General features: G+C 63.5%; 9 protein-coding genes. 8 read left to right on the forward strand and 1 reads right to left on the reverse strand.

All coding sequences use genetic code 11. The features are described 5' to 3' along the window. Positions 1–10: 10 nt before the first annotated feature. Positions 11–943, reverse strand: coding sequence for an ABC transporter permease (locus tag IDH44_RS12240; RefSeq protein ID WP_190918037.1), 933 nt, complete (start codon positions 941–943; stop codon positions 11–13). A 284-nt stretch (positions 944–1,227) separates the two neighbouring features. Between IDH44_RS12240 and IDH44_RS12245 the strand changes: the two genes are divergently transcribed. The 8 genes from IDH44_RS12245 to IDH44_RS12280 all read left to right on the forward strand — a co-directional run bounded on the left by IDH44_RS12245 (position 1,228) and on the right by IDH44_RS12280 (position 17,747). Next, the gene (locus IDH44_RS12245; protein WP_190918039.1) at positions 1,228–3,522 is read left to right on the forward strand and encodes a helix-turn-helix domain-containing protein; all 2,295 of its coding nucleotides are present in this window, start codon (positions 1,228–1,230) and stop codon (positions 3,520–3,522) included. Positions 3,523–3,656: 134 nt separating this feature from the next. After that, the gene (locus IDH44_RS12250; RefSeq protein ID WP_190918041.1) at positions 3,657–5,204 is read left to right on the forward strand and encodes an extracellular solute-binding protein; all 1,548 of its coding nucleotides are present in this window, start codon (positions 3,657–3,659) and stop codon (positions 5,202–5,204) included. A 136-nt stretch (positions 5,205–5,340) separates the two neighbouring features. Beyond that, the gene (locus IDH44_RS12255; RefSeq protein WP_190918043.1) at positions 5,341–7,653 is read left to right on the forward strand and encodes a glycoside hydrolase family 3 N-terminal domain-containing protein; all 2,313 of its coding nucleotides are present in this window, start codon (positions 5,341–5,343) and stop codon (positions 7,651–7,653) included. Positions 7,654–7,706: 53 nt separating this feature from the next. Continuing rightward, a complete protein-coding gene (locus IDH44_RS12260) occupies positions 7,707–9,047 on the forward strand; it encodes a glycoside hydrolase family 125 protein (RefSeq protein ID WP_190918046.1) in 1,341 nt (446 codons plus the stop codon). Positions 9,048–9,050: 3 nt separating this feature from the next. Continuing rightward, positions 9,051–12,548: a beta-galactosidase gene (locus IDH44_RS12265; protein ID WP_223869617.1), complete on the forward strand. Its 3,498-nt coding sequence runs from the start codon at positions 9,051–9,053 to the stop codon at positions 12,546–12,548. A gap of 949 nt (positions 12,549–13,497) precedes the next feature. Beyond that, a complete protein-coding gene (locus tag IDH44_RS12270) occupies positions 13,498–14,589 on the forward strand; it encodes an alanine racemase (protein ID WP_190918048.1) in 1,092 nt (363 codons plus the stop codon). A 29-nt stretch (positions 14,590–14,618) separates the two neighbouring features. Next, positions 14,619–16,250 carry an N-acyl-D-amino-acid deacylase family protein gene (locus IDH44_RS12275; protein ID WP_190918050.1) on the forward strand — a complete coding sequence of 544 codons (1,632 nt, stop codon included), beginning with the start codon at positions 14,619–14,621 and terminating at the stop codon, positions 16,248–16,250. Between the two features lie 216 nt (positions 16,251–16,466). Next, on the forward strand, positions 16,467–17,747 hold the full coding sequence (locus tag IDH44_RS12280; RefSeq protein ID WP_190918052.1) for a M20 family metallopeptidase: 1,281 nt from the start codon (positions 16,467–16,469) through the stop codon (positions 17,745–17,747). Positions 17,748–18,197 lie beyond the last annotated feature (450 nt).

An 18,197-nucleotide genomic window follows, 5' to 3' on the forward strand; every position in this document is an offset into this window, starting at 1 on the left:
TCTCCTTTCCTTAGAACAGGGCGTTGTCCGGATTAATGCGGCGTACGAGCTTGTTGCTGCCCCAGACGAGAATGAAGCCCACCACAGCCTGATACAGTCCGATCGCCATCGCTTGCGCCGGGTTGCCGATATTGCGCAGCGAGCGGAATACATATGTGTCGATGACGTCGGTCGTCGGATACAGCAGACCGTTGTCCTTGACGATCGCGTAGATCATATCGAAGCTGCCGTACATGATCTTGCCCAGCGAGAGCATCGACAGGATGATGACCGTCGGCATGAGCAGCGGCAGCGTGATGTGCCGCACGAGCTGCCAGCGGTTGGCGCCGTCGATCTGCCCGGCCTCGTAGTAGCTGCCGTCGATGCCGGTGATCGCAGCCAGGTAGATGACGAGCGAGATGCCGACATCCTTCCACACATTGGAGCTGACCAGTATGGCAGTCCAGTACTCGGGCGAGGCGTACCAATTGATGCGATCGAGTCCGATCGTATCCAGCATCCGATTGGCCAGTCCGTACTCGGTGGAGAAGATGCTGTAGATGATGTAGCTGACCACGACCCACGACAGGAAGTGGGGGAACAAGATGGTCGATTGCGTCACCTTGGAGAACCAGCGGCTGCGCAGTTCATTGAACAGAATCGCCAGGGCGAGCGCGACGAGCGTGCCGACGACGATGAACAGAAAGTTCAGCTTCAGCGTGTTAAAGGTAATCTGCCACGCGCGCGAGGACGAGAAGAAAAAGCGGAAGTTGTCCAGTCCGATCCATTCGGATCCAAAGATGCCGGTGCGGTAATTGAATTTCTGAAAGGCGATCAGCATGTAGGGCATCGTGATGTACCCAAAAATCAAGGTGTACAGGGCGGCCGGGATGACGAGCACATAGGCGGAAAAATTATTCCGCAGCTCGTTCAGCAATCCTTTTTTCTTCTTCGGTTCGTTCATGCTGCCATTCACTTCCTCTCACTAGAATTGATTTAGTCGGGGCGACTTGCAGCTCGGCTGCGGCGCTGCGGGCGCCCCTCAGGTCTAGCCTCGTGTTAGCTTACGTGTCGTTTCGGTCACATTCGCTATGAACTTCAGTGTATGGAACGAGCTAGGCGGCGGTAAACTTTGAATTGTGAAAAACCTCTATAAATCAATGGTTTTCGCATTTTGAATTTTGGCGGTTTCTTCAATTTTGCAGCATCGCCTTCTATTTCACTTCAAAGATCGGCTATAATGTAAAAATGAAAATCAGACATCGGATGCTTCGTTACTCGGTCTACCGCAACATGTTTCTAAGCTTTTTGCTGCTGACCTCGATCGTCATCGGCATCGTGTGCGCCGTCCTGTTCGGCTTGTTCTCCTGGAGCACGGCCAGGGAAGTGGGCAGCATCTCCGAATCGATGCTGCAGCAAAACAGCTTCGTCGCCAAGGTAATCAAAGACCAGGTGTACAATATCGGCAATCAGGTGCTCAACGACAAGGCGATCGTCACCGCAATGGCAGACCGCGAGCGCGATCGCATCAAAGAGTATCATGCCGCCAGCAGCTTGAATACGATTCAGGCGGCTTATCCGTTTATTCATTCGATCGGCATCTACAATCGCTCGGCCGGGCAATATATCAATACGAAGGGCGTTTCGTTCGAGGAGGAACGCGACAATTTGGGGCAGCTGGAGGATACGCGGCAGGCGTACTTCAATTTTGTGCCGCGCCAGGTGCGCGCGCCAGGCTACGGGGGCAGCGAGGCGAACGTGCTGACGTTCTTTTTGCTGCCGAGCTATTATACCCAGCTGCCGTCGGGCGGCATCATCGTCATTAATATCAACGAGCAATACGTGCAGCGTCTGATCGGCGGGTACAAAAACAACAGCTTCGATTCGCTGTTCGTGATGAACCAGGAGGGGGTCGTCATCACCCACTCCAGCAGCGGTCAATTCATGAGCAACCTGTCGGACGAGCCTTATGTGCAGCGCATTCTTGGGGCCGAGGCTGAGGAAGGCTACTTCGACATGACTGTGCGCGGCCAGCGCAATCTGGTCAGCTACGTCAAGTCGGCGGAAATGAACTGGGTGTTCGTGAACGTCAGCAAATACGAAGACCTGCTGTTCAATATGAATGCCATCAAATGGTGGACGCTGGCCATCGCGCTGATCATGTTCGCGCTGAGCTTCCTCGTCTCGGTCTGGCTGACCAATCAGACGTACAATCCGATTCGCAACCTGCTGGACAAAATGGCGGTGCAGTTCAGCGGAGGCCCCGGGCAGCGGTCGATCCGCGTCAACGAATTCGACCTGCTGCAGACGAAATTCGCCGACGATGCGGAGCGGCTAAGCGCGATGGAGTCTGCGCTTTCGGTAGCCAAGCGGGCGGAGCTGCTCAATTATTTCAAGGGCAGCCAGGTCGATCTCTCCAATCAATTCGCCATGGATTGGGAGGGACGGCATTTTGCGGTCGTGCTCATCGCGATCGATTCGCTCGAGCAATTCCGCAAGGGCAACACGGAGCAGACCCAATCGCTGGTGCATTTTTCGATCTGCAACATATCGGAGGAGCTGCTGTCGGGGCTGTTCAAGCTGAAGCTCCTTATAATAGAAGAAGGAGAAATCGGCATCCTGCTGCAGCCGGAGGAGGACCGGTTCCCGCCGCAGCTGCACGAACTGCTGCACGAGCTGAAGAGCAAGGTCGGCGCCTACTTCAAGCTGTCCCTGACGATCGGCATCGGCGGCATCGTGCCGAATATCAAGCAGATTCGGGAGTCGTATCTGACGGCCAAGTCCAGCAGCCGGCGCCGCTTTTTCGAGGGCAAGGGGCGAATCTTCGAGCCGCTGCACGAGACCGCGGATGCGGCGGCGCGCGCGGATCGCCCGTATCCGGACAAGCCGGAGAAGCGGCTGCTCGAGGCGATTCGCGCCGGGCAGCACTCCAAGGCGGCCGCCGAGATCGATCAGTTCGTCAAGGAGCTGTACGCGGCGGATTATCAGCGGGCGCTGTTTTGTCTCAATCAGCTCGCCTCGACGCTGTACAAGCAGCTCAGCGCCGGCATCGCCAAGGACGACACGGGCGCCGATTTGCTGCTGCGGTTCTTTCAGAGCCTGCCGGCCTTCGAGACGTTGGCGGAGATCAGCGAGGAGCTGCACCGGATTGTGCAGCAGCTATGCGAGCGTCAGGAAGCGGCCACGAGCAATCAGAGCAAGGCCGTGGCGGATCGGATTTGCGCGTATGTCGCAGAGCATTATGCGCGCGCCGATCTGTCGCTGGAGTGGATGGCGGGCGAGGTGGGCCTCTCGCGCGGCTACCTCGGCAAGCTGTTCAAGGCGCAGACCGGCATGTCGTTCAACGACTATCTGAATTCGGTGCGCATGGAAGAGGCGCGCGAGCTGCTGCGCACGGACGAGCCGATCGGCGCGATCAGCGAGCGGGTCGGCATTTTCAATACGACTTATTTTTATACGCTGTTCAAAAAACGGTACCAGCTCTCTCCCGCGCAATACCGGGCCCAAATGAGCAAAAATGTGAAGGACAGTGCGGATAATTGAAGTCTCCACAAATGTGCACTGGCTTCAATTCGCGATTATTAAAGTTTACGTCTGCCCGAAACGTCCCGTATCCTGAAGGAGTCGAACGGGATTGCTCGTCCGCAACATTACGGGGAAAAGGGAGTTGGTCTTACATGAAAGCAAAAAAGCTGGCGAAGATGTCACTAATGCTGACGACGGTCGCCGCCATGCTCGCCGCATGCTCGACGGGAGACAATACGAACGCCGGCAACAACGCGGGCTCGGAAGGCGCGGCCGGAAATAACGGCGCCGCATCCGGGGAGAAATTGCCGGTCCGCTATCTGCTGCCGGGCAATGCGCCCGAGGATCTGGATACGGTCGTCGCCGCGATCAACGAGAAGATGGCAGCCGACGGCGTCAACCTGACCTATGAGCCAACCTATATTCCGTGGGACGTATGGGATCAAAAAACGAATCTGATGATGTCGACCGGCGAAGAATTCGAAATGATCGCCATCATGCATGACATCAAGAGCCCGAACGTGCTCGTCGGCAACGGCGGTCTCGTGGCAATCGACGAGCTGCTGGACGAATACGGCGCCGATCTCAAGGCGGCGATGCCGGAATGGATCTGGGAATCCGCGAAGGTGAAGGGCGAGACGTACTCCGTCCCGAACTTCTGGTCGGATACGGCGTTCAACGACGGCATGATCACGATGCGCGCCGATCTGCTGGCCGAAAACGGCCTGCAGGCGCCGACCTCGCCTGCCGAGCTGCTCGACGTCACGGAGACGCTGAAGACGAATTGGCCGGAGGACGATAAGAACGTATACATCAAAATGCTCGAGGAGCCTGCTTATTACCTGCATCGCACCTACGAGACCTATCCGTTCACCGTATTCGAAAACATGGTCTACATCGACCAGGAGGGCAACGTCGAATCGTGGCTGGAGACGGACGAGTTCAAGCAGGACGTGGATTATGCCCGTGAAGCGTACGAGCGCGGCCTGATTCATCCGGACGTGCTGACGGTGCCGGACGACGTCATGAACCGCGAGGAGCTGGCGGGCCGTTACCTGTACCGCCAGGGCGACGTCGGTCTCGGCCCGGAAGCGATGCAGCGCTTCCCCGAAGCCGAGCTGGACATCTACTTCCTGAACAGCCTGGAAGAGCAGCCGCGCTTCCGCTCGTATGCGGTGCGCAATTCCAACGGCATCTCCGCGACGAGCCCGCATCCGGAAGCGGCCATCCAGTTCCTGAACTGGGTATACGGCAGCCAGGAGAACTTCGATCTTGTGCTGTACGGCGTCGAGGGCGAGCATTGGGAAGACGCCGGCGACAATCTGCGCGAGACGCTCAAGCTGGGCTCCAACGGCGGATCGGCGTACGAGCTGCCGATGTGGCTGCTCGGTCACGTCGAGATGAACCGCTATCCGACCTCGTACGACAAGGAACGGCTGGAGCGCCGCACGACGATCGCCGATCCGGCGGACGTCACCAACAGCGTGACGATCGGCTTCAACTTCGATCCGACGCAGGTGAGCTCCGAGTACGCCAACGTCGTAGCTGAGATGAAGACGAGCATCCTGCCGTTGATGTACGGCGTCGTGAGCTATGACAAAGCGTTCGCGGGCGCGCTGTCCAACATGAAAGCCGCTGGACTCGATGCGGTCGTCGCCGAATACGAGAAGCAATTCTCCGAATGGCAGGCGTCGCAATAAATCACGGCCCCGACTGCGATAAACAGCGCGCGCATGCGCGCAGGAAACAGCATACGACGAGGTTGTCCCTGGCGACAGGCGGCAGCCTCGTTTTAGAATCGGGCCCTAGAGGGCCGACAAGGAGTGAACGGACAACATGGCCGAATCAGATCAAGCAATCTATAAAGACGCGTCGCGCTCCCCGCAGGAGCGGGCGGACGACCTGCTGGCGCGCATGACCGCGGACGAGAAGATCGGGCAGACCGTGCAATTGTTCGGCTGGCAGACCTACCGTCGCGCGGGCGAGACGGTCGAGCTGGAGGCGAGCTTCGTCGAGGCGGTGCGGCGCGGCGAAATCGGCGCGCTCTACGGCACGCTGCGGGCCGATCCCTGGACCAAGGTGACGCTGGAGACCGGGCTCTCGCCTCGCGCCGGTGCGGAGGCCGTCAATCGGCTGCAGCGCTGCGCGATCGAGCAGTCGCGCCTGGGCATCCCGCTCATCATCGGCGAGGAGTGCTCGCACGGCCACATGGCGATCGGGGCGACGGTGTTCCCGGTGCCCCTGACGATCGGCTCGACCTGGAACACGGAGCTGTACGCTCGCATGTGCCGGGCCGTGGCGCTGGAGACGCGCAGCCAGGGCGGCTCGATGACGTACTCGCCGGTGCTGGACGTCGTGCGCGATCCACGCTGGGGCCGGACGGAGGAGAATTTCGCCGAGGACCCGTATCTGGTCGGCGTATTCGGCGAGACGGCGGTACGCAGTATGCAGGGCGAGCGGCTGGACGGACTTGGCAGTATCGGCGTGACGCTCAAGCACTACGTCGCCTACGGCGCGACGGAGGGCGGGCGCAACGGCGCGCCGGCCCACATCGGCATGCGCGAGCTGCACGAGATTGACCTGGAGCCGTTCCGCCGTGCCGTGCTGGCGGGGGCGATGTCGGTGATGCCGGCCTACAACGAGGTCGACGGCATCCCTTGCACGTCGAACCGTTATTTGCTGACCGACGTGCTGCGCAAGCAGTGGGGCTTCGACGGCTTCGTCATCACCGACTGCGGTGCGATCAATATGTTGCACAAGGGGCACAACGTCGCCGAGGACGGCGCGCACGCGAGCGCGCTGTCGATGCGTGCGGGCGTCGACATGGAGATGAGCGGCGTCATGTTCGCCAAGCATCTCAAGGGCGCGCTGGAACGCGGCCTGATCACGACCGCCGAGCTCGACGCGGCGGTACGGGCGATCCTGATCGCCAAGCTGCGTCTCGGTCTGTTCGAGCAGCCGTATGCCGATCCGGAGCGTGCGGCGCAGGTCATCGGCTCGGACGCGCATCGCGGTATCGCCCGCGAGGTGGCGGCCGAGGGGGCGGTGCTGCTCAAGAACGAGCGCGCGGCGCTGCCGCTGGCGCCGTCGCTGCGCAAGCTGGCGGTCATCGGTCCGAATGCCGACCGCGGCTATCATCAGCTCGGCGACTATACTTCGCCGCAGCCGCCGGGCCGAGTGGCGACTGTGCTGGACGGCCTGCGGGCGCAGCTGGAGCCGAGCGGCTGCGACGTGCGCTACGCTCCCGGCTGCCGCGTGCGCGGGCAATCGCGCGAGGGCTTCGAGCAGGCGCTCGCCTGTGCGGCGGACGCCGAAGCGATCGTGCTCGTGCTGGGCGGATCCAGCGGTCGCGACTTCGGCGAGGGCAGCATCGACCTGCGCACCGGCGCCTCGGTCGTGACCGGCAATGCCGAGCACGATATGGACTGCGGCGAAGGCATCGACCGCGCCGCGCTGGCGCTGTCCGGCGTGCAGCTGGAGCTGGCGCAAGCGATTCGCGAGCTGGACAAGCCGTTGATCGTCGTCTATATCAACGGTCGCCCGATTGTCGAGCCGTGGATCGACGCGCATGCCGATGCGATCCTCGAGGCCTGGTATCCCGGACAGGAAGGCGGCCATGCGATCGCCGATCTGCTGCTCGGCCGCGTCAATCCGTCGGGCAAGCTGACGGTCTCGATCCCGCGTCATGCCGGCCAAGTGCCGCTCGTCTACAACAACAAGCGCACGCGCGGCCGTTATCTGGAGACGGACATGTCGCCGCGCTACCCGTTCGGCCACGGACTCAGCTACACGACGTTCGAATACGGCGAGCTGCGCCTGGGCGCAGCCGAGATCGCGGCGGACGGCGTCACGGAGGCGGTCGTCGAGGTGACCAACACCGGCGCTGTGGCCGGGGCCGAGGTCGTCCAGTTGTACGTCACCGACGTCATCGCCTCGTTCGCGCGTCCCGAGCGCGAGCTCAAGGGTTTTGTCAAGGTACAGCTGCAACCGGGCGAGCGGGCGACAGTGCGCTTTGCACTCGGCGCGGAGCAATTGCAGATGCTGGACCGCGAGCTGCGTCCGGTCGTCGAGCCGGGCGAATTCGTCATCCGGGTCGGGGGCTCGTCCGCGAGCGGACGGGAAGCGGCGCTGCGCGTCAGCGCCGGCTGAATCATAGGCCGGCTGAATAATAGGAAGACAACAGAGAGGAGCGATAATGCCACATGGATTCGAGATTCAAGCTGCCTACGATTGAGATGCCCGACTTGCCGCTGCCGCCGTCGATCGCGGCGGAGCTGACTGCGGCGCGCGAGCGGCTGACGGGCCGGCCGGCGCTGCAGCGGCTGTACGCCAACTGCTTCCCCAATACGCTGCAGACGACGACGAAGCGAATGGACGACGGCACGACGTTCGTCATCACCGGCGATATCCCCGCGATGTGGCTGCGCGACTCGGTCGAGCAGGTGATGCATTATATGCCGTTCGCCCGGGAGGACGAGGCGCTGCGCAATCTGCTGCGCGGACTCGTGCGTCGTCACGCGGTCTGCCTGCTGCACGATCCGTACGCCAATGCCTTCAACGAAGCGGATAACGGCAATCACTGGGATGCCCATGACCAGACCGACATGTCCGGCTGGGTGTGGGAGCGCAAGTTCGAGCTGGACTCGCCGTGCTTCAGCGTGCGGCTCGCCTATCACTACTGGAAAGCGACGGACGACGCGTCGGTGTTCGACGAGCCGCTGCGCGCGGCGATGGGGGCTGTCGTACGGCTGTTCGGGATCGAGCAGCATCATGCCGAGCGCTCGACCTATCGCTTCATGCGCACGAACTGCCCCGCGCTCGACACGCTCGCCCACGACGGGGCAGGCACGCCGGTCGGGTATACGGGCATGGTATGGTCGGGCTTCCGTCCGAGCGACGACGCCTGCGCGTACCACTACCACATCCCGTCCAACATGATGGCCGTCGTGGCGCTGCGCCAGCTGCAGGAGATGATGCAGGCCTGGGGCGCACCAGCGGACGAGCTGGAGCGGGTGCAGACGCTGGAGCGCGAGATCGATGCGGGCATTCGCGCGTACGGCATCGTCTCGCATCCCGAATTCGGGGAGATCTACGCCTACGAGACCGACGGGCTTGGCCATCACTGTCTGCTCGACGACGCGGGCACGCCCGGTCTGCTCTCGATTCCGTACATCGGCTACGCAGGCGCGGACGACCCGATCTATCGCAATACGCGCCGCTTCGCGCTGAGCGCGGCCAACCCGTATTACTATGAGGGGCGCGCCGCCTCCGGCATCGGCAGCCCGCATACCCCGGAGCGCTACATCTGGCATATGGCGCTTTCGATGCAGGGCTTGACCGCAGAATCGCAGGAGGAGCAGCTGCGCGTGCTGGAGCTGCTGGAGCGGACCGACGCCGGCACCGGGTTCATGCACGAGGGCTTTCACGCCGACGACCCTTCCGTCTATACGCGCCCCTGGTTCGCCTGGTCCAACAGTCTGTTCGCGCGCTTCGTCCGCGAGCTGCTGGAGAGCGGCGTACTGGCACCCCGAGAGGAGACGTAACGCATGACGACAGTTATTTTTTATGATCCGACCTTCCCGTACGACGGAGAGCGCCCCGCCGAGGAGACGCTGCAGACGCTGGCGCGGCTCGGCAAGATCGTGGACGCGGACGCGCTGGCGGAGACGCTGGCAGCGGCAGACGTCCTGATCCAACTGCACGGCGCCTACTTCCCCAAGGCAGCCTGGTCCGCCATCGCCGGCCACCTCCGGCGCGGCGGCGGCTTCGTCCATCTGGGCGGGGCGCCGGTGCGCGTCCCGGTGTATCGGTCTGCGGACGGCGTCTGGCGCTGCGAGCCGGAGCAGACAGGCTATCACCAGACCCTGGGCATCCACCAGGTCGTGGAGGCGCAGGGGCGTCCGGCGGTGCGCTATCGCGCCTCGGATACGATCCCGTTGCTCGCCGGCCGCGAGCATGTGCTCGGCATCGGGCCGACCAAGAGCCTCGTCCTGCATGCGACGACGCTCGACGATCATCCGCGCGAGGGCGGGACGAGCGGTCCGATGGACGCGCACATTTACCCGCTGCTGACAGCGGTAGCGGCGGGCGGCCGCGAGGTCGCCGCCCCGGCGGTGCTGCTCGAGCACACCAAGGGCGCATACAGCGGCGGCCGCTGGATCTTCCTGCATCGCGTGCCGGAGCGCGGCTGCTGGCAATCGGGCGAGCTCGTCGAGCTGCTCGGCGACTGTGCGACGTATTGCGCCAGCGGTGTCACCGAGCTGTGGCTCAAGCCGAGCAGCGCTTGCTACGAGCCGGGCGAGCGCGCTGCGCTGACGATCCTGCTGCAGACGCTCGGGCGCACCGGCGCGCGCCGCGGCGGCGCCAAGCGCGCATGGCGCTTCGCGCTGCAGGTGCGGCGCGTCGAGTCGAGCGCGGAGACGGCCGTGGAGACGGCGTACAGCGGGGACGCGGCGACTCGCGCAGCGGCCGTAGAGGAGGCGCCGCCGCATAACGGACCGACAGCGCAGCGCGCAACGGCCGAGGCTGGCGAGCGCGCAGCGATGGGCGGGGCTGGACAGGCCGCTGCCGCAACGGCGCTCTGGTCCGGCGAAGCGCGGCTCGCGGATGCGGCGGATCAGGTCAGTGCGCAGCTCGTCGTGCCGGTCGACATCGAGCCGGGCCTGTATGCGGTCGAGTGCGTCTGCGAGGCGGCGGACGGCGAGCGCCGCGTGCTGCGTCAGGGCTACTGGGGCATGGACCGGGCGCTGCTGCAGGCGGGCGATTACCTGCGCGCGGGCCGCGATTATTTCTACCGCGACGGCAAGCCGTTCCCGATCGTCGGCATGACCTATATGACCTCCGACGTCGCGCGCAAGTTCCTGCTGCTGCCCAATGTGAACGTGTGGGAGCGCGACATGGCGCAGATGAAGGCGGCGGGCATCAATTACGTGCGGACCGGCATCTGGACGGCGTACCGGCAGATGATGTTCATCGACGGCCATCCGTACGACGAGGTGCTGCGGGCGATCGACGCCTTCTTCCTGACTGCCAAGCGGCACGGCCTCGAGGTCACCTTCACGTTCTTCTCCTTCGCGCCGGAGGCGTGGGAGGGGGCCAATCCGTACCTCGACCCGCGCAGCCGGGCGGCGCAGAAGCGCTTCTGCGCGGCGATCGTGCGGCGTCACGCCGATTCGACGCATGTGCATTGGGACCTGATCAACGAGCCGTCGCTGTTCCACCCGGACCGGATCTTCAGCGGCCCGCAGACGGTGCGCGATCCGTACGAGCGCCAGGCGTATGCCGACTGGCTGCGCGCGCGTCACGGCGACGACATCCGCGAGCTGCAGGCGCGCTGGAACATGACGCCGGAGGAGCTGCCGGACTTCGAGGCGGCGATGCCGCCGCGCGACACCGACGTCGTCTTCAAGCCGACGTCGATTCATCCCAAGAAGAATGCGGTGTGGCTCGACTACACGCTGTTCACGATGGCGATGCACAACGAGTGGGCGGCCGATCTGACGGCGACGATCCGCGCCTTCCAGCCGCGTCAGCTCGTGACGGTCGGGCAGGACGAGGGGCTGTGCAGCCAGCGTCCGACGCCGTTCTTCTACGGCGAGGCGGTCGACTATACGACGGTGCATTCGTGGTGGCAGCTCGATCATCTCGTCTGGGACAGCGCGTTCACCAAGACGCACGGTAAGCCGAACCTCGTGCAGGAGACGGGGATCATGCATGTCGAGACGCCGGAGGGCAAGTCCAAGCGCAGCGAGCAAGAGCTGCACGCGATCCTGGAGCGCAAGTACGCCTATGCCTTCGCCGTAGCCGGGGCGGGCGCGGTGCAGTGGATCTGGAATACGAACTACTATATGAACAATGTCAACGAGTCGAATATCGGCGCGCTGCGCGCCGACGGCACGGAGAAGCCGGAGGCCGAGGTGTCGTATGATTTCGGCGCCTTCATCGGCGGGATGCGCGAGTTGTTCGGTGAGCGCCGGCTGGAGGAGATCGCGGTCGTGTTCCCGTATTCCAATGACTTCTCCACGCGCAAGCTGGTCCAGGACGCGACGATGAAGCTGAGCCGCATGCTCAGCTACCGCTTCAAGCTGCCGTATCGCGCATACGGCGAGTACCAGCTGGACGAGCTGACGGCAGGGGGCAATCCGCCGCGGCTCATCCTGGTGCCGAGCCCGCACAACTTCAGCCGCGAGGCGCTGCGGACGCTGCTGAACCATGTGCGGCATAGCGGCGGCACGCTGCTCTACACCGGGCCGATCGGGCTCGATCCGTACTGGCGCGCCGACGATGCGGCAGCCGAGTTGCTCGGGCCGCTGGCGCAGCGCAATGTGCGCCGCGAGGAAGCGCTGGCGCTCGGCGATCGCACGTACACCGTCGGCTTCCCGCGCATCCGCATCTCGGAGGTCGCCAAGGAAGTGCGGCTGCAGCCTGAGGAAGTGCAAGTGCAGCCACTGGAGGTATCGGATGCTACGGCCGTCGCAGGCGAGCGTGGGCAGGCGAATGCAGGCGAGCATGGGCTTCGGGCGGCTAAAGGGCAGCAAGCGGCAGCGCCCGGCGCCGGGCAGCAAGATGCGCTGGCCGGCGGGGCGGCTGCTGGAGGCCGGCAAGAGCCGGACAGCCAATCCCATATGGCTGGCGAGATAGACTCCGAGGAAGGCCTCACCCGTCTCACAGAGCTGGAGCTGGGCAAGGGCCGTCTGATCTGGTGCCCGCTGCCGATCGAGCTGTCCGAGTCGGACGACGCGCTCGAAGCGCTGTACCGGCATGCGCTGGGCGCGGCCGGCGTGGAGCCGGAGCTGGAGTGGGAGTCCGGCGGCGAGCAGCCCGGCGTATATGGCCGCAAGCTGACGATGGCTGACGGAGCGGCATTGTTCACCTTCGTCTCGGAATCGGCGCGCCCGCATGCGATTGCCGTGCGCGATCGCGCGACCGGTCGCCGCTATGCCTTCCGCCTGCCGGCGGAGCGGGCCGTGTTGTTCGCGACCCGCGCAGACGGCGCTCTGCACAGCGTGTATCGGCCTGACGAGTCGCAGATCGACGTGGAGTAGCTCCTGGGACGGCGGTTGGTCGGCCACTTGGTGGTCGACCGATCGTGCGTCGTGGATCAGGGACTGCGCAAAGTGCGCAGTCTTGGCAAAGTGCGGAGTCTTAGCTCAATGCGCATTTTGAGCACAGCGAGCATTGTGACGCCCTTGGCGCAAGGAGGTTCGCTGCTTGACGGTGGTTGATCGGCCGTGCGTCTATCGGTGCAGGAACTGCGCGTGCAGGTGAGTTTGAAAAGGGAAATGGACGGTATGATTGGAACGTGCATAAATCTGGATTTGTCGAACATAGTCGAACAGATATGTTACAATTATATTCATAGCCAGTGCCAATGCAGCAAGTAGAGCATGTGCAGGAAGTGTCCATTACAGAATAACCTGGTGCGATTGAAACCGTCTCTATCCCTTCAGCATCCGCCAACGAACCTAACGGTTGCCACAGCGGCTATTGCGCCCAAAAAAGCGTCGATTGCATTGTAACGGTTGCCACAGGTCTTATTTTCTTGAAATCCATCGAAAAACGCGATTGAGGCCAAATAAGCGCTGTAGTAACCGCTAGCCTGGAAATCGCCTGAAATCGATCGAAATAAGCGCGCTGGCAACCGTTAGCTGAGGTGAGTCCGTTTACCCGCCTGATGGATGAGCTGACTCTGGTTATTTTCGTGGAGGATCCTAAGTGGAGCATGTGCAGCAAGTGAAGCAGGTAGAGCAAGCGAAGTAAGGGCGGCAAGGGAAGCAAGGGCAGCAAGTGAAGTAAGGACAGCAAGGGCAGCAAGGGCAGCAAGTAGAGCATGTGTAGCAATTGGAACTAGTGCAGTATGTAAAGCCAATGCTGCCATTGGAGCCAATGCCGCCAGTGATCGCTCGAAAGGTCCGCACAGTCCAATTAACATCGTACGCGCCCGGTCGGAATAAGCCCAATAGCGTGAAAAAGTAATCGGAAGGAGCTGACTTCATGAATTTGGAGACCCCGGCACTTATCATTGAAGAGGGGCAGGTGCGGCGCAATATCGCCAAGATGGCCGGCATCGCTGCAGCATGCGGCGTGGCGCTGCGGCCGCACGCGAAGACGCACAAACTGCCCGAGATCGCCAGGCTTCAAATTGGCGCTGGCAGCAAGGGCATCACGACAGCCAAGCTGGCCGAAGCCGAGATCATGGCGGAGCAGGGCATCGACGATATTTTCATCGCTTATCCCATTGTCACGGAGGCGAAGCTGGAGCGCCTGGCGACGTTGAGCAGACGCATCAATGTGATTGCCGGCGTAGACAGCCTCGAAGGCGCGACGGCGATGAACGAGACGGCCCTGCGCCGCGGCGTGCCTTTGCAGGTGCGTCTTGAAGTCGACCTCGGCTTCGGCCGCACGGGCGTGCCGTACGACCATGCGCTGGAGTTGGCGGCAGCGATCGCCAAGCTGGAGGGCCTGCAATTCCGCGGCATCTATACATTCCGCGGCTTCTTCATGAACGGGGCGCCGACCCTCGAGCTCGAAGCGGCCGGTCTGGAGGAGGGGCGCCTGATGGTCGAGCTCGCAGAGCGTATGCGAGCCGCCGGTCTAGAGGTGCGCGACGTCAGCGTCGGCTCGACCCCGACCGCTGAATATGCCGCCCGCGTGCCGGGCGTCACCGAGGTGCGTCCCGGCACCTATGTGTATTATGACCGCATGCAAGCCGTGCTCGGCTCCTGTACGCTGGACGAATGCGCCGCCGCGGTGCGCGTCACGGTCGTGAGCCGGCCGGAGCCGGGCAGGCTCGTCGTCGACGGCGGAAGCAAGACGTTCGCCACCGATGTCGGACCGGGCGCGCCGCCGCTCCATCTGATCGGCTACGGCCACATTCTCGAAGAGCCGGACGCCGTGCTGGAGCGGGTGTCGGAAGAGCACGGCATGGTGCGCGTGCCGGAGGCATCGCCTCTCAGGGTAGGCGATGTGCTGCACATTATCCCGAATCACATCTGCAGCACGGTCAATCTGCATAGCCGGGTGTATTTGCAAGACGGCGGACAGATGCGCGAGCTGCCGGTTGCGGCGCGCGGTGCGATCACCTAGACTGATCGATTGGAAGGAGAGGCGCCAACATGCTGGATCTGATTATCAAAAACGGCAAAATTGCCGACGGCTCGGGCAATCCCTGGTACTACGGGGATGTCGCGGTCAAGGACGGCAAAATCGCGGCGGTCGGCCGGATCGAGCAAGAAGCCGCACGCCGTCTCGACGCCAAGGGGCGCGTGGTGGCGCCGGGCTTCATCGACGGGCACTGCCATTCTGATCTCATGATCATGAATTACCCGGACAGCACGATCAAGCTGAGCCAGGGCGTCACGACCGAGGTCATCGGCAACTGCGGCCTCGGGCCGGCGCCGCTCGGCGCGCCGTTCGCCGCGCAATTGAAGCAGTACATACAGCCGGTGCTCGGCGAGCTGCATCGTCACGACTGGTCGTGGGAGACGCTCGCGCAGTATAGGCGCGCCGTCGAAGCGGTGCGGCCGTCCGAGAATCTGTCCACCTATGTGCCGCATGGCGCGCTGCGCATTGCCGCTATGGGCTTCGAGGATCGTCCTCCGACCAAGGCGGATATGGCGCGCATGCGCGCGATGCTGGAGGAGGGCATGCAGGCGGGGGCGATCGGCCTGTCGATCGGCCTCCTGTATGCGCCCGGCAGCTATGCGACCAAGGAGGAGCTGGCCGAGCTGTGCGAGGTGCTGCCGGCCTATGGCGGTCTGCTGTCCACCCACATCCGCGGTGAGGGCAGCCATCTGATCGCCTCGCTGCGCGAGGTCATCTGGGTCGCCGAGCGCGCGGGCGTGCCGCTTCACGTGAGTCATCTGAAGGCGGCAGGCCGCCGCAACTGGGGACTCGTCCTCGAAGCGATGGAAATCATGGCGGATGCGCGGGCGCGCGGCATGGACGTCACCTGCGACGTCTATCCGTATGCCGCCAGCTCGACGATGCTGACGACCGTGCTGCCACCCTGGACGCTGGAGGGCGGCATCGACGCCACGCTGGCGCGTTTTGGCGATCCGGCGCTGCGGGCGCGCATCATCCGCGAGCTCGGCGAGGAACAGGACGACTGGGACAACCTGGTCTGCTCCACCGGCTGGGACAAGGTGGTCATCGCTTCCGTGCAGACGGCGGCGAATCAGGCTGCGGAGGGCAGGAGCATCGCGGAGCTCAGCGCGGCGCGCGGCTGCCATCCGGTCGAATGCGTGATGGATCTGCTGACCGAAGAGGCGGGCAATGTCGCGATCGTCTATTTCCTGATGAATGAAGACGATGTGCGCCAGGTCATCCAATGGGATTATGCGCTGGTTGCCTCCGACAGCCTGCACTGCGACCTGGGCAAGCCGCATCCGCGGCTGTACGGTTCCTTCCCACGCTTGTTCGCCAAGTACGTGCGCGAGGAGCGGGCGCTCTCGCTGGAGCAGGCGGTGCGCAAGCTGACATCGTTCCCGGTGCAGCGCTTCCGGCTCGGCGAGCGCGGGCTGCTCGTGCCCGGCTACGCCGCCGATCTGGTCGTCTTCGACCCGGCGACGATCCAGGATCATGCGACGTTCGAGCAGCCCAAGCAGCTGCCCGGCGGCATCTCGCACGTCATTGTCGGGGGCGAGCTGACACTGGAGGAGGGTCGGCACACGCAGGCGGCTGCGGGTCGCTTTTTGTCCGCAAGCGGACACGTCGGCTGCGGTCATGCGGCGAATGGAGGACACTAGCGCCATCCCTTTGGGAGCGTTCCGCTGGCATCCCTGCGTAACTCGGTGCCGCCGCGATTGCTGCTGGCGCAGGCTCAGAACAGCCGTCGTAGTCGGTCCCGATACGTGTGCCGCCCATCTCCGGCGCCCCTCCTCGCGGGGAGGGACAAGGACTTGGTATACGCAGCGAGTTAGTGGCATCGGACCATCAGTTAGTGAGAGAGGGGCATATGTAGCATGAGCGATCTTCATTCCGAGCGCGAACCTGAGCGAGAATCCGAACGCGTATCCGAAAAAAGTGCAACCGAAAGAGCAACCGAACGCACAACCGAGACCGAACCCGAGCGCGTCGATCCGCGGCGTGTGGCGGACATCCTCGGCGAACTGGTGCGCCTGCCGAGCGTCAATCCTGCGCTGGGCGGGCCGGGAGAGGGCGCGGTGACGGCCTATGTCGCGCAATTTTTGCGGCGGCTCGGCCTTGCAGTCGAGGTGCAGCCGGTAGAGCCCGGCCGCGACAACGTCATCGGCACGCTGCCGGGCGCTTCGGCGCTCCATCTGTTGCTGGAGGCGCATATGGACACGGTCCAGACCGACGGCATGACGATCGAGCCGTACGGCGCCGAGCGGCGCGACGGCCGGCTCTACGGACGCGGAGCCTGCGATACCAAGGCTTCGCTGGCCGCGATGCTGGCCGCAGTGGAGACGATGGCCGAGCGTCGACTCGTGCCGGCCGCGCACGTCCACCTCGCGGCGGTCGTCGACGAGGAGACGACCTATCGCGGCATCGCGGCAATGGCGGACGAGATTGCGGACGGCCGCAGGCGCCGCTACGATGCGGCGATCGTCGGCGAGCCGACGGAGCTGCAGCTCATCGCCGCGCACAATGGCGTGGTGCGCTTCTACCTCGAGAGCGAAGGGCGGGCTGCGCACACCTCCACCCCGCAGCGCGGCGTCAATGCGATCGAAGGGCTGCTCGCCGTGCTGGGCGAGCTGCGCCGTCAATTCGAGGACGGGCGCTGGGGGGCGGCGCATCCGCTCACCGGCCCGCCGACCTTCACCGTGACCGGGATCGAGGGCGGCACAGCGCCCAATACGGTAGCCGACCGCTGCAGGGCGCGCCTGGATTGCCGGCTCACGCCCGGCATGGAGCCTCGCGAGCTGTGCGGAGCGATCGGCCGGGAGGCGGAGCGGCTGGTGCGAGAGCTGGGCCTTGAGCCTCTGCGTATTGCTGCGAGCGAGCCGTTCATCGTCGATTATGCGATGGAGGTCGATTCGACGCATCCGCTAGTCGGCGCGTTTGCGCGCATCCTGCAGACGTCGGGCCATCCCGAACGCATCCTCGGCGCACCCTACTGCAGCGACGCCAGCAAGCTCGTCCGCGTAGGCGTGCCGACGCTTGTATTCGGACCCGGCAGTATCGCCCAGGCCCATACCGCCGACGAGTGGGTGGAGCTGGAGCAGGTGAGCGCGGCCGCGGACGCGCTGCTCCAGCTTGCGCTTGACGGCTGGGAAGGCTAGTTGTACCCTTCCAAAATTTCGTTTCAGGTCTAAAAACACAATAACGAAGAGGCCGCTTGCCGTGTGACAGCAGGTTGTTTTATACGGCCCAATCCGCTCCGGCGGCGGAAATAAGCGTAAAATATGAGGCTACACAGCGGCATCCGCTCCGGCGGTGGAAATAAGCGTAAAATGTGAGGTTACACGGCGAAATATGCTCCGGCGGCGGAATTAAGCGTAAAATATGAGGTTACAGGGACGAATTCGCGCGGGAGACGGAAATAAGCGCAAAATACGAGGCTAAACGGTGGAATGGGCACCAGCGGCGGAAATAAGCGTAAAATGTGAGGCTATACGACTCGCCACCATCGCCGGCCGTACTTCAGGTCGCCACCATCGCCGGTCTGTGCGCTGCATTCGTGAGTCGTGGATCTGGTGCGCGTGTTTGCCGGCGAATGGCGATTTTTATTG

This window comes from Paenibacillus sabuli, assembly GCF_014705605.1.
Lineage (GTDB): Bacteria > Bacillota > Bacilli > Paenibacillales > Paenibacillaceae > Paenibacillus_D > Paenibacillus_D sabuli.